Raw genomic sequence first — 13,115 nt, forward strand, 5'->3', positions numbered from 1 at the left:
GCTGCAGATTTGGCCGTTGCGGGTTTTGCCGCAGGCTTGGCCGCTGCAGATTTGGCCGTTGCGGGTTTTGCCGCAGGCTTGGCCGTTGCGGGCTTGGCCGCAGGCTTGGCCGTTGCGGGCTTGGCCGCTGCGGTTTTAGCGGCAGGTTTGGCCGCTGCAGGTTTAGCTGCAGGTTTGGCCGCCGCTTTTACCGGGGCTTTTGCTGGTACTGGTTTGGCCGCTGCGGGTTTGGCGGTCGGTTTTGCCGCAGCCGTTTTGGACACTGCCGGCTTGGCCGCTACGGTTTTTGCAGCAACTGGCTTGGTCGCAGGCTTAGCCGCCGCTACTTTGCCGGCAGGCTTGGCAGCTGCTTTGGCCGGTGCTTTGGCCGGAGCCTTGGCAACCCCTTTGGCAGCCGGTTTTTTCGCTGCCGCTGCAGGCTTGGCATCGCGACTCGACAAAGCCTTGCCAACAGCCTCTTTGACTCGACCGATACCTTGGGCCAACTTCAGGCTTTCTTGAGCATCACGTTTGAGTTGCAGAATATAAGTGCGCGTTTCGCTTTGACGGTCTTTGAGTGAGTCGAGCAGTTGCTCGAGCTCTTTGACCCCAGACTTGGCCTTGGCCTGAGCCTTGGATTTTCCGGCGTTGGCGGCGTCTTGCAGTTTTGCACGTGACTTGTGCAGTTTTTCCTGCGCTTTACCGCGCTGCTTTTCAAGCTTGGCGAGCAGTTTCTCAGCATCAGCCAACGCTTGGGAGCAAGCGTTTTCCAAATGCTCAAGCAGACTGCCTGAGAGCTGTTGGAGCAAGTGCAACGGCGTATTTACGGGCTTCTTATTGGCCGACATGGTTTACCTCCTGGCTGAAGTGAGTGCGGCTCATACTAGACCTCTGCAACTACCGCCGCTAGGGCATGTTGACACTAAGGATAGCTGCACGTTGCATGACGTCGAAAAACTTGTGCTGGATCAATCTTTAACGGCCAAGCCAGCTAAATTCAAAGAGTGCCCAAACGTCTTTTAGCCCCTTCGAATTAAAACATCGGCGCCGCTCGGGCGCTGGCATAATCGCTCGCACATCACGCCGGAGAACCCCCATGCCGCGTTACATGTTTTGGATGTTGTTGTGCCTTGCGCCTGTGGCTGACGCAGCCCCCTCTCCCTCCCCCGACGACGCCCGCGATCTGGCCTACAGCATGGGCGCCAGCCTGGGCGAACGCTTGCGCCAGGAAGTCCCCGAGCTTCAAATCCAGGCACTGATCGAGGGCCTGCACACCGCCTACCAAGGCAAACCGCTGGCCCTGACGGATGAGCGCATCGGCCAGATTCTGGCGCAGCATCAGGCTCAAACAGATCCCGGGCAGGCCTCGTCAGGCATCAACGCCGCCCTGAGCGCTGAAGAAGTTTTTTTGCTGGTCGAAAAACAGCAACCCCAGGCTCGCGAGCTGGCCGACGGCATCATCCTGACCGAACTAAAACCCGGCAAAGGCGCCAAGCCCGGCCCACAGGATTCGGTGTATGTGAGCTATGTGGGCCTACTGCCCGATGGCACCGTGTTCGACCACAGCACCCAACCACAATGGTTTCGCCTGGGCAGCGTAATCGCCGGCTGGCGCAGTGCATTGGTACAGATGCCGGTGGGTGCGAAATGGCGGCTGGCGATACCTTCAAGCCAAGCTTACGGCACCCAGGGGGCCGGGGATCTGATTGCCCCCAATACACCACTGGTGTTTGAAATCGAACTGTTCGCTACCCGAAAGTAACCGTCCCGAAAATAAAAAACGGCGCGCCATTGCGCACCGTTTTTTAAATGGATTGTTGCTTAAGCCTGAGCGGCTTCTTTCTGCTTGTGCGCGCTGTGCAGCACTTCGATCAAGCAGTCTTCAAGCTCAAAACGCTCATCAAGCAGAGCGCCCAAAACCTTGATCTCTTCTGCCAGCTTGTCACAGTCAGGGCGATGGGCCTTACCATCACAATGGTCGTTGAAAGCCAGGGCGGCCTCGGTAATCACGTTGATACGCGGATAGATGGTCTCTGCCAGGGCAAGCCCGCGCTCGTCATTGAAGGCCTTGGCCTCCTGATTGAGCTGCTCGTAAATCTCGAAATGGCCTGCGGACACATAGTCGACCAGCAGCTGGCAAAACTCTTTTTGAGGCCCGCGTTTGGGATTGTTTTGCTGCTCCAGCAGAACCGCATAAGCCTTCACAAGTTTACGGCGCTCAAGCAACCAGCGGTCTACCAGTTGGTGGACGCCGTTGAATCGTTCCTGAGCACTCTCGCATCTTTCGAGCATGATGATCTCTCTTCCCTTGTGGGCCCATGCCACCCGACATCAGCCAGGCCTGTGTGAACCAAAACCTGCACGATTGCACGGGCATTGGGCGGCATAACTCCGTGATACGTGCGGGCCAGATTATGCCCGCTTGCCAACTGCTTCAAGGTACCCACGAGAGAAAATTCATACAAGTGTTTAATCCCAAGTGCTACTTCACGTCGCAGTCACGGGGTAATTTGTCCCTGGCAATCGAGCGACTGATCTGAAAGATGGCAAGAACAAGCAGCCCGATAAAGGCCAGCAAGCTCAACTCGGGAATGCTCAAGTCAAAGATGGTCCAGTGAATATGTGTGCAGTCCTCACTGCCACGATAAATCATCGAAATGATTTCACTCGGCGACATGTCGCGCCAGATGCAGGCCAGCTCTGGCTGACAGAGCATCAGTTGATCTGGCGCCAGCTCTTGCAGCCATACCTGCCTCAAGGCACTCGCCGCGCCACCCAGCGCGAACAACATGGAGGCAAGGGAGTAACACAACATGCCAAAACCTTTGGGGCCATGGGCAAAAGCCACCAGGTTGACGAGGCAGAAATCCAGCAAGAAAAAACGCTGAACCTGACATAGCGAACAAGGCTTGAGCCCGGGCCCGTACTCGAGATAAAAAGTGCCGCCCATTACCAAGGCGCCTACTACAAAGGCTAAAAAGAAAATAAAACGTGAAGCTGCCAAGAACATGGCTTTTCCATGACAAAAGAGACAGTGGGTTACGGTAGATGAAAGCCATTAGCCCTTTCAAGGTGACCCTAAGCGGATAGTTCTCGAAGAAACCAAGGAAACCCCAACAGAAACACTAAGCCTTTAGAACAAATCATGTAGGAAAAGGCAGATTGCCCCTCGCTCGCTCAATACTGCAGGCAGCCCCACGTGTGCCGAAACACACGCCAGGCTGGCCTCTTCACAGGGTCGTGGCAGTGACTGGCAAGGGGGATGCGAGCAAACGCTCATCCAGCAAATTCAGCCCTTCCTGAAAAAGCTGATTACTGCGCCCCGTATCTCCCAACTGGGCCAGCAGTCGTGCCAGCTCGGCACAGGTTTCGGGGTTGCGCTCCACCTTGAGGCTGCTTTCAAGGTAATCCCGCGCTTTGCCCCACAAGCTGTTTTGCAGGCACAGGCGACCCAGGGTCAACAGCAGGCTGGCATCGCCGGGATGGCTCTTGAGCCAGCCTTCGGCGGCCTGCAACTGCTTCACCGGGTCACTGCCACGCAGCAGGCCATAGAGGCGCACAAGATGGCTGTCATAACTGCGCTTGAGCGCCCCGCGCAAGACTTCTTCGGCTTCAGTTTGCGCGCCCAGCTGGCGCAATTGCTCGGCATAGGCCAGCACGAGCGCGGGCTCCTGGCGCTGGGCCGAGGTAAGCTGTTGCCAGGCGCGTTGAAGTGACTGCAACCCCGCCTCGCCTTCGCTTTCACGCTGGGCCGCCAGGCTCAGATTCTGCCCCCAGGCCCGTCGCTCCAGCTCGGCCAGCTCCTTGGGCGGCAATACCTTGTCCTTGCGCAGCTCTGGCAACAGGCGGATCAACGCCGTCCAGTCGCCACGCTGCTGGTGCAGACGCTGCAGCTGGCGCAACACCTGAACATTGTGTGGATGGCGCTCGTGCATGGCCTGCAAGGTCACCAGCGCGCCCTCGGTGTCAGCACGGTCCACCTGCAACTGGGCATGGCTCAGGGCAATGGCCAGTTCGGCCTGAGGCTGGCGTTCCAGCGCTCGCTCCAGCAGGTTGTCGCTTTCTTCGTAGTGCCCCTGCTCGTTGGCCGCTCGTGCAGCCCCCAGGTAGTAGAGCAATGGCTGCGGCTCGGCTTCGGCGGCACGGGCCAGATGCTTCTGTGCGCTGGCCCAGCGGCCCTCGGCAAGGTCCATCTGGCCTTGCTCGATGGCGATCTGCACTCGACGGCTGCGGTTGCGCCGCGACCACGGGTTGACCAGCCCTGTAGAAGCCGTCACCAGCTCCACCAGCAGCTTGACTCCCCACACCAGCAGCCACAGGACGGCCAGCAGCGCGAGCGTTGCCCAGACACTGGATTCGTAACGGAAATTTTTATAGGCGATCAGCACATAGCCCGCATCTTCAGCAATTGCCAGGCCGATGCAGGCCGCAGCTGCAATCAACAAGAACACAATCACGTAGAAGCGCTTCATGGAAGTGCCTCCTGCGCCGGGCTGGCAGCCGCTTTGACCGGCTCTTGCGCACGCACATGCCGACGCTCAAGGTAGGCCTGTACCGCGCTCAAGGCAGCCGCAAGGTCCGGGGTTTTTACCGTAACCGGCTGCTTGCCGAGTTCAATCACTTGCTCGAGGATTTTTTTGCTCTGCGGGTTATCCGCATTGAAGTTGCCCTTGAGCACATCTTGCGCCTGCGCCAGGGCCTGGGTGTAAACCGACTCCTGGCCATTGAGCGCCGCCCACTGGGCTTGCTCCAGCGCCAGGCTCAAGGCCAGGCGAACCTGGGTCAGGCTTTGGCCAGCCAACAGGGGGCGCACATTTTTGTCGGCATTGAAGTCGATGCGGATGTAGTGCGAGATCTCCTCCCACCACCGGGACCAACGGCTCGCGCCATCGCCATCAGCGGTGAGGCTGGCCAGCGAGTCACCCTGGTTCTGATAGGCCGGGGCCAGCGCACTGAGTTGCGCCACTTGATCACGCAAGGCCGCCAACTGCAAAAACAGTCCGGTGCGGTCCGGTTGCTCAACACTGCGCAATGCAGTCAGGCTTTTGGCCAGTTGCTCACGAGCGGCGAATGAACCCGGATCGTTCTGCTCGCGCAAAATCGCGTCCGCGCCCTGTACCAGTGCCTGGGCGCTGGTGACGTCTTGCAGGGCCGACAAGCGCAAGGTGGCAAGACGCAACAAGTGCTCGGCCTCGGCCAGGCGCCAGTCTTTGCGGCTTTCGCCCAGCACGGTTTCCAGGCGCTGGTTCAGGCGCTGCTGATCGCCTTGCAGCTGCACGACCAATTGGCGCTGATTATCCAGTTCACTGGCCGAAGGCAGTTGGTTGAGCCGCGCCAGCAGCTTCTGCTCGCCCTGCTTGATCGAAAGCGTTTGCGCGGCCAGGGCCGGTACGTCGCTCAACTGCTCTGCGGTGGCAGCTTGCAGTTGACGCACCTGCCATACCCCCCAGCCGCCGACAGCAACACCGGCGGCGCCGAGCAACAGGGCGAAAACCGCCAGGCCATTGCCTCGACCCTGTGGTGCAGGTTCGGTTTTTTTAGCCGGCGCTTCTGGCGCGGGCTGCACGTGTTCTTTGGACAAGACTGTTTCGCTCACGAATCCATCCTTTGCATTAGAAAGCAGGTGCGGGATGCTCCCGCAGCGCCGCCAGCAAAGCCGTGGCGCTTGCACCACGACAATCCACAACATGTTGCGCCCCGGCGCTGCGAGCCAGCTCAGCAACCCGCGGGCTTGGAACAAACAACGGCAGGCACCCAAGCATGGGCCAGGAATCGCCTGCCATCTGCCGTAAATGTTCAAAACCCTGCCCACTGCTGACCACCAGCGCGTTCAGGCGTTCCACTTCAACCCGCCGGGACAGGGTTGCAGGCGGGTATGACGGCAGTACGCGGCGGTAGACTTCAAGGTAGTCGACCTGCGCGCCAATGCTGCGCAGACGATCCGCGAGCAACTCGCGACCACCCTCCCCACGCAGGATCAACACGCTGGGCTGATCCCCCCCCACTGCAGACTTGAACTCGGGCATCGCCAGCAGCGCCTCGCTGTCATCACCCCGTTGAGGGTAGCTAACATCGAGGCCGTAATCGGCGAGAATCTGCGCCGTCGCGGCGCCAACGCTGAACCACTTCTGCCGGGGCGCATGCGGCCAGTACTGGCTGACCAGCTCAAGCCCCAGGCGCGCCGCAGGCTTGCTGACCACAATCACTGCGCAATACCGGTCAAGACCCGCAATCAGCGCACGCTGAGCATCAGTCATAGTCAACGGGCTGATCGCCAGCAGTGGCAAGCTGCTGCTATATATCCCGGCAGCCGCCAGCTCAGCGGCCAGCGCGGCCGATTCCTCGGCTGGCCGGGTCAGCAGCAAGCGCCAGCCTGTCACTCGTGACCTGCCTCACCATAAACGGCTTTGAGAATATCCCCAGCCCCTTGGGCCAGCAGAGCCTCAGCCACTTGCACACCCAACTCACTGGCGTGTGCACGCGGCGCACGGGCGTCGGCACTGAGCAACACACCGCCACTCGGCTCGCCGACCAGGCCGCGCAGCCAGATTTGCTCGCCTTCAAGCACGGCATAACAGGCAATCGGCACTTGGCAGCCACCGTTGAGATGCTTGTTCAGCGCACGCTCGGCCGTAACGCGCACGGCCGTATCGGCGTGATGCAAAGGCGTCAGCAGGGCATGGATTTCGGGATCTGCGCTGCGGCATTCGATACCCACTGCGCCTTGGCCACCGGCTGGCAAGCTGTCTTCGATGCTGATGGGTGATGTGATGCGCTGTTCAAAACCGAGGCGAATCAGGCCGGCAGCCGCGAGGATAATGGCGTCGTATTCACCTGCATCGAGCTTGGCCAGACGGGTATTGACGTTGCCACGCAGAAAGCGGATTTGCAGGTCCGGACGGCGAGTCAGCAACTGGGCCTGACGGCGCAGGCTCGACGTGCCGACAATGCTGCCCTGAGGCAAATCGTCGAGGCTGGCATAGGTGTTGGAAACGAAGGCGTCACGCGGATCTTCGCGCTCGCAAATGCAAAACAGACCCAGGCCTTCAGGGAAGTCCATCGGTACGTCTTTCATGGAGTGCACGGCGATGTCTGCTTCGTTTTCGAGCAGGGCTGTTTCCAGCTCCTTGACGAAGAGCCCCTTGCCGCCAATTTTCGACAGCGGCGAGTCCAGCAGCTTGTCACCACGGCTGACCATGGGCACCAGCGTCACCAAAATACCGGGGTGAGCCTGCTCTAAACGGGCTTTAACGTATTCGGCCTGCCAAAGAGCCAGGGCGCTTTTACGGGTAGCGATGCGGATTTCGCGAGAGGACATGGATCAATCCGTACTGAAAAGATACGGCTGATAATAACAGCTCAGCCAAAACAGCTTTGACTTGTATCAGAAAGTCCTCGGCCTCCCTGGCCCAAAAACGGCGTATCCACGCCTTTTGAGCACGAATTACAGTTGCTGCATCATCTTGCGAACACCCGCCACATGCCTGCGGCTCACAATCAGCGCATCCCCGTTCAGGCCGCGCAGGAACAGCTGGAAATGCCCAAGGGGCGTGCGTTGCAAGCGCTCGATGCGGTCTCGGGCCACCAGTGCATTACGGTGAATACGCACAAAGCGTTCACCAAACTCGTCTTCGAGTGCCTTGAGCGGCTCGTCGAGCAGAACTTCACCGCCAGCGTGACGCAATGTCACGTATTTATGGTCAGCGATAAAGTAGATCACCTGGTCGATAGGGATCAGCTCAATGCCTTTTCGGGTTCTGGCACTGATATGACTGCGTGGGCCACTGCCGGTTTGCGCGGCAGGCCGGGTGAGTGCAGCCAGCTGGATGCGGTTGGGCCGGTGCGCCTCTTTCAGGGCAGCACGCAGGGCATCTGCGGTGACCGGCTTGAGCACATAGCTGACACCGCTCTCTTGCAGGGCCTGTACGGAAAACTCGTCAGGCGCCACGCAAAACACCACCGAAGGCGGTAGCTCGCGCTCGCACAATTTGGCTGCAACCTGCAACCCGTCGAGGCCTGGCAGGCGGATATCGAGCAAAACGACATCCGGTTTCAGGCTTTCGATCAGGTTAAGTGCCTCTTCGCCATTAGTGGCGCCAGGCTCCAGCAACGTATAGCCCCCGAGCGTGCTGAGCAAATGGCTCAAATGCTCGCGGGCCAGGGTTTCGTCATCAACGATCAGGACATTCATATAGCGCTGTATTCCTGCGTGAGTCTCGCACAAGGATAGCGTAGACAGGTGATGTGACGACTGTCACGGCGATCCACGCTAAGACTAGCGCGAAGGCCAAAAAGTGCCGCAAACCTCACAGCAATATTCACCTGCCTCGATTGCTCGATTTAATACCGGATACGTCTGGCAATCTACAAAGACCTGCTATGACTGATCCATACGACCAACTGTAGACGGTTGCCAAGGCGAAAGTATTCAAACGATACATTTCCTTTCGGAAATTTATTTATACCGCACTTCACACAAAAACCTGCCGAGCTGCGTCAACGCCATGAATGGCAACCCTGTTATGATTCGCGGTAACTATTTGTGTAACTCCCCTCAGCCGATTACGAGCGAATCCATGAGCACCGACAAGACCAATCAGTCCTGGGGCGGCCGCTTCAGTGAACCCGTCGACGCCTTCGTTGCGCGTTTCACCGCCTCCGTCACTTTCGACCAGCGCCTTTATCGCCATGACATCATGGGCTCCGTGGCTCACGCCACGATGCTGGCCAAGGTCGGCGTGCTGACCGATGCCGAACGCGACAGCATCATCGACGGCCTCAAAACCATCCAGAGCGAAATCGAAGCCGGTACGTTTGACTGGCGCATCGACCTGGAAGACGTGCACATGAACATCGAGGCGCGTCTGACCGACCGCATCGGCGTGACCGGCAAAAAACTGCACACCGGCCGTAGCCGTAATGACCAGGTTGCGACCGATATCCGCCTGTGGCTACGTGACGAAATCGATCTGATCCTGGCCGAGATCACCCGCCTGCAAAAAGGCCTGCTGGAACAGGCAGAGCGTGAAGCCGAGACCATCATGCCCGGCTTTACCCACCTGCAGACCGCACAGCCGGTAACATTTGGTCACCATATGCTGGCCTGGTTCGAGATGCTCAGCCGCGATTACGAGCGCCTGGTCGACTGCCGCAAGCGCACCAACCGCATGCCTCTGGGCAGCGCCGCACTGGCCGGCACCACCTACCCGATCGACCGCGAATTCACCGCACAACTGCTGGGCTTTGACGCCGTGGGCGGCAACTCGCTGGACAACGTCTCCGATCGCGATTTCGCCATCGAATTCTGCGCCGCCGCCAGCATCACGATGATGCACTTGTCGCGCTTCTCCGAAGAGCTGGTGCTATGGACCAGCGCGCAATTCCAGTTTATCGACCTGCCCGACCGCTTCTGCACCGGCAGCTCGATCATGCCGCAAAAGAAAAACCCCGACGTGCCGGAATTGGTACGTGGCAAAAGCGGCCGTGTATTCGGTGCGCTGATGGGCCTGCTGACCCTGATGAAAGGCCAGCCATTGGCCTACAACAAGGATAACCAGGAAGACAAGGAACCCCTGTTCGACGCCGCCGACACCTTGCGCGACTCGCTGCGCGCCTTTGCCGACATGATCCCGGCGATCAAGCCCAAGCACGCGATCATGCGTGAAGCGGCGCTGCGTGGTTTCTCCACCGCGACCGATCTGGCCGACTACCTGGTGCGCCGTGGCCTGCCGTTCCGTGACTGCCACGAAATCGTCGGCCACGCTGTGAAGTACGGCGTTGAAACCGGCAAGGACCTGGCGGAAATGAGCCTCGAAGAACTGCGTCAGTTCAGCGATCAGATCGAAGACGATGTGTTTGCCGTACTGACCCTTGAAGGTTCGGTCAATGCCCGTGATCACATCGGCGGCACTGCGCCGGCGCAGGTGAAAGCGGCAGTAGTTCGCGGCAAGGCGCTGCTGGCCAGCCGTTAAACCTCAAAGCGGCGCCCCTGTGGGAGCGAGCCTGCTGGCGAAAGGTGTTATGGATAACGCGTTTTGCTGGATAAACGCGATGTTCTTGAGACCTTCGCGAGCAGGCTCGCTCCCACAATAGGGGGCGACACCCTGTGTACTGGTTATTTCTTGCTGCTAATCCACGCCAGAAACTGCGGCATGGCAGCGTCCTTGTCCGCGGCGATTTTCTGCACGTGCGGGTTTTGCTGCAGACGCTCCAGCAATGCCTTGGCACCCGGCATGTCGGCCAGCAGGTCGAGACCAAACACCTTGTGTGCGACGCCACAGGCCAGATCAACGCTGAAGGCGAAGTAGATATCCGCCACGCTCAGGGTCTCGCCCGCGACATAAGGCGCGAACTTGCCGTGACGGCCCAGGGAGGCGATACCGTCGAGCAGCTCGGTGCGGGCCTTTTCCTTGATCGCGTCGGGCACTTGCATGCCGAAAAACGCCTCGGGGTAACAGGCGCGGGCAGGCAACTCGATATACAGCTCGATTTCCTTGGCCAGTGCCAACACCTGCGCACGCTCAAACGGATCCACTGGTAGCAGCCTGAGGCCCGATTGGGTTTGCTCGATATATTCCAGGATCACGCTGGTTTCGTTGATAAACCCTTGTTCAACGCCCAGTGCCGGGACTTTGCCGCGGGGGCTGATGGCCAGCGCCTCAGGGGTCTTGCCAGCGAAAAACGGCACTTCTTCAAAGGGCACGCCCTTTTCCAGCAGCGCCAGCTTGACCATGTTGTAGTAGTTGCTGACTGCGAATCCATAAAGCTTGAGCATTACAAAGCCTCCAGGCCGTGTTGGGGTTGGCAGCAGCTGTTATAGAGCTTCGCCATCAGGCTGGCTAGCAGCATCAGCATCCTGAATACCGTTAGACTGCCAACCTTTACCCAAGGAGCCTGCCCATGAGCGAGCCAACCGATATCGACAACGAAGAAGAAGAGTTCGCCGAATCCACCCTGATTCAGGCGATTGAAAACCAGATTGAAAGCGACAACCCGCCTGCTGCCAAAGCCACGTTCAACAAACTGACCCTGGTCGGCTACGAGCGCGACGATATTCTGCAGATGATGGCCCATGTGTTGGCCGTGGAGATTGACGCGATCCTCGAAGAAGACCGCGCCTTTAACACTGAGTGGTACGAAGCCGCACTGCGCGCGCTGCCGACCCTGCCGCCAGAAAAGGACTAAGCCCGGTTCAGGGGCGAATTGCCGGCGCCCGCTGCCAGTCCAGATCCTTGGCAGGCATCGGACGCCCAAACCAGTAGCCCTGGCCCAGGTTGCAGTCAAGGTCGAGCAGGAACTGCGCCTGCTCAACCTGCTCTATCCCTTCGGCATGCACCTCCAGGCCCATGCTTTGACCCAGTGCGATAACCGCTCGCACGATCGCCACATCATCATTGTCCCCAGGCAAGCCGGCGACAAAGCCCTGATCGATTTTCAGCTTCTGCACAGGCAAGCGCTTGAGTCGCAGCAAAGATGAAAAACCGGTGCCGAAATCATCGATGGCCAGGCGCAAACCCAGCACCCGCAGACGATGCATCTGCTCCAGGGCCACTTGCGAGTTGTCCATCACCGCACTTTCGGTCACTTCAAGCTCCAGCAAGGCCGGATCCAGCCCGGTGTCTGCCAGTACCGTTGAAACCAGCGAAAACAGCTCGGGACGGGCAAACAGTCGGCTGGAAATATTCACCGCCACAAACGACAGTTCCACACCTGCAGCCTGCCACTGAACCATCTGCCAACAGGCTTGTTCCAGCACCCAGGCGTCAATCTCGGCGATCAACCCGGTACGTTCCGCAATCGGGATGAACTCACCCGGTGACAACAGCCCCCGCAGCGGGTGCTCCCAGCGCACCAGTGCTTCAACGCCAATCAGGCGGCTGGTTTTAAGGTTGTGCACCGGCTGGTAGTACACGCGCAGCTCGTGCTGCTCCAGGGCGCGGCGCAGATCGCTGGCCACCTCAACCCGGTATTGGGCATGGGCCGTCAGCTCCTCGGTGTACAAGGCATAACCCTCGCGTCCCGAACTTTTGGCCTTGAACAAAGCCGAGTCGGCATTGCGCAGCAATTGCTCGGCGTTCAGAGCATCGCCGGGGAACACGCTGATGCCGACGCTGGCGCTGATAAACAGTTGATGCCTGTCGACATCGAACGGGCCTTTCATGACCTCCAGCACCTGCTGCGCAAGCCCGGCGGCCTGGCTCGCATGCTCACAGCTGTCGACCAGCACGGCGAACTCATCACCGCCCAGCCGGGCCACGGTAAAGCCTTTGCCGAACACCCTGAGCAAACGCTCGGCCACCGCCTTGAGCAGCAGGTCACCGACGTTGTGGCCCAGGCTGTCATTGATGATCTTGAAGTGATCGAGGTCGATCATCAGCAGAGCACAGCCGGTCTGGTGGCGTTGCGCAGAAGCCAGCGCCTGCTCGGTGCGGTCGGTGAACAGCAGACGGTTGGGCAGGTCAGTCAGGGGATCATGGTGAACCAGACGTGCGAGCTCGGTCTGGGAGTTCTTGATCGCGGAGATATCCGAAAAAACCGCGACATAGTGACTGACCTGGCCTTTGTCATCGGTAATCGAGCGCACGGTCTGCCACTGCGGGTAGACCTCGCCGCTTTTGCGCCGGTTCCAGATTTCGCCGTGCCACTCGCCGCGCTCATCGATCGTCTTGAACATTGCCTGATAAAACGCGGGGCCGTGGCGACCCGACTTGAACATGTTCGGGCGTCGGCCAAGCACCTCTTCGGCCGGGTAGCCGGTTATTTCAACCAAGGCACGGTTGACGTGAACGATCACCCCGCGGCTGTCGCTGACCAGCACCCCTTCACGGGTGCAGTCAAACACCACCGCTGCCTGACGCAAGCGCTCCCTATCCTGAAGCTGGCGCTTCAGACCGGGGTTCATCCCCAAAAAATCGAACAAACGGGCCCGGGCGAAAAAAATCAGTACGGCGCTGAACAGGGCAAAAACATAGCCATTTACCTGCTGCCACCGCACCAACTGTGCTGAATCATCGAAATAACTGTTCAATAAATGATCAGTCACCAGCAGCCAGAAAACCGCTAGCAGCCCGTATAACAAGGCCGTACGCAAGGCATCGCGAGAAGAAACAGACATAAGAAAGTTAATGCGCCTACAA

The 13,115-nt window shown here is 59.2% G+C and carries 13 protein-coding genes and 1 pseudogene; 3 read left to right on the plus strand and 11 right to left on the minus strand.

What is annotated here, in order from left to right:
• On the minus strand, positions 1 to 827 hold an 827-nt coding region (locus GHO42_RS15960; protein ID WP_153384164.1), incomplete at its 3' end, for an AlgP family protein.
• A 248-nt stretch (positions 828 to 1,075) separates the two neighbouring features.
• Between GHO42_RS15960 and GHO42_RS15965 the strand changes: the two genes are divergently transcribed.
• Complete coding sequence (locus GHO42_RS15965; RefSeq protein ID WP_095000678.1) at positions 1,076 to 1,741, plus strand: FKBP-type peptidyl-prolyl cis-trans isomerase; 666 nt, start codon at positions 1,076 to 1,078, stop codon at positions 1,739 to 1,741.
• Between the two features lie 59 nt (positions 1,742 to 1,800).
• Here the strand turns inward: GHO42_RS15965 and rsd are convergent, their stop codons facing one another.
• The 8 genes and pseudogenes from rsd to GHO42_RS16005 form a co-directional block, all read right to left on the minus strand.
• The gene (rsd, locus tag GHO42_RS15970) at positions 1,801 to 2,271 is read right to left on the minus strand and encodes a sigma D regulator (RefSeq protein ID WP_095000677.1); all 471 of its coding nucleotides are present in this window, start codon (positions 2,269 to 2,271) and stop codon (positions 1,801 to 1,803) included.
• A 190-nt stretch (positions 2,272 to 2,461) separates the two neighbouring features.
• A complete protein-coding gene (locus GHO42_RS15975; RefSeq protein ID WP_095017808.1) occupies positions 2,462 to 2,989 on the minus strand; it encodes a disulfide bond formation protein B in 528 nt (175 codons plus the stop codon).
• A 220-nt stretch (positions 2,990 to 3,209) separates the two neighbouring features.
• A complete protein-coding gene (locus tag GHO42_RS15980) occupies positions 3,210 to 4,451 on the minus strand; it encodes a heme biosynthesis protein HemY (RefSeq protein WP_095000675.1) in 1,242 nt (413 codons plus the stop codon).
• Positions 4,448 to 5,575 carry a uroporphyrinogen-III C-methyltransferase gene (locus tag GHO42_RS15985; protein WP_095000674.1) on the minus strand — a complete coding sequence of 376 codons (1,128 nt, stop codon included), beginning with the start codon at positions 5,573 to 5,575 and terminating at the stop codon, positions 4,448 to 4,450. The genes GHO42_RS15980 and GHO42_RS15985 overlap by 4 nt, the downstream gene beginning before the upstream one ends.
• Before the next feature lie 16 nt (positions 5,576 to 5,591).
• A complete protein-coding gene (locus GHO42_RS15990; RefSeq protein WP_095000673.1) occupies positions 5,592 to 6,359 on the minus strand; it encodes a uroporphyrinogen-III synthase in 768 nt (255 codons plus the stop codon).
• Entirely contained in the window at positions 6,356 to 7,297 is a 942-nt protein-coding gene (gene hemC / locus GHO42_RS15995) for a hydroxymethylbilane synthase (RefSeq protein WP_095000672.1), read from the minus strand. The genes GHO42_RS15990 and hemC overlap by 4 nt, the downstream gene beginning before the upstream one ends.
• 126 nt (positions 7,298 to 7,423) lie before the next feature.
• Positions 7,424 to 8,170 (minus strand): LytTR family DNA-binding domain-containing protein, encoded by a 747-nt coding sequence (locus GHO42_RS16000; protein ID WP_095000671.1) that lies wholly within the window; start codon positions 8,168 to 8,170, stop codon positions 7,424 to 7,426.
• Positions 8,167 to 8,298 (minus strand): annotated as a pseudogene (locus tag GHO42_RS16005) (sensor histidine kinase); the annotation flags it as partial. The pseudogene GHO42_RS16005 and the gene GHO42_RS16000, both read right to left, overlap by 4 nt.
• A gap of 257 nt (positions 8,299 to 8,555) precedes the next feature.
• On the opposite strand from GHO42_RS16005, the gene argH reads away from it, so the two are divergent.
• Positions 8,556 to 9,950 carry an argininosuccinate lyase gene (gene argH / locus GHO42_RS16010; RefSeq protein ID WP_153328238.1) on the plus strand — a complete coding sequence of 465 codons (1,395 nt, stop codon included), beginning with the start codon at positions 8,556 to 8,558 and terminating at the stop codon, positions 9,948 to 9,950.
• A 143-nt stretch (positions 9,951 to 10,093) separates the two neighbouring features.
• Here argH and GHO42_RS16015 read toward each other — a convergent pair whose 3' ends face one another.
• Positions 10,094 to 10,753 (minus strand): glutathione S-transferase family protein, encoded by a 660-nt coding sequence (locus GHO42_RS16015; RefSeq protein WP_095000669.1) that lies wholly within the window; start codon positions 10,751 to 10,753, stop codon positions 10,094 to 10,096.
• Between the two features lie 125 nt (positions 10,754 to 10,878).
• Between GHO42_RS16015 and GHO42_RS16020 the strand changes: the two genes are divergently transcribed.
• Positions 10,879 to 11,163 carry a hypothetical protein gene (locus GHO42_RS16020; RefSeq protein WP_016782995.1) on the plus strand — a complete coding sequence of 95 codons (285 nt, stop codon included), beginning with the start codon at positions 10,879 to 10,881 and terminating at the stop codon, positions 11,161 to 11,163.
• Positions 11,164 to 11,170: 7 nt separating this feature from the next.
• Here the strand turns inward: GHO42_RS16020 and dibA are convergent, their stop codons facing one another.
• Positions 11,171 to 13,093: a phosphodiesterase DibA gene (gene dibA / locus GHO42_RS16025; protein WP_095017810.1), complete on the minus strand. Its 1,923-nt coding sequence runs from the start codon at positions 13,091 to 13,093 to the stop codon at positions 11,171 to 11,173.
• Positions 13,094 to 13,115 lie beyond the last annotated feature (22 nt).

The sequence above is a fragment of the Pseudomonas sp. FSL R10-0056 genome, assembly GCF_009600105.1.
Taxonomy (GTDB): Bacteria; Pseudomonadota; Gammaproteobacteria; order Pseudomonadales; family Pseudomonadaceae; genus Aquipseudomonas; species Aquipseudomonas bubulae.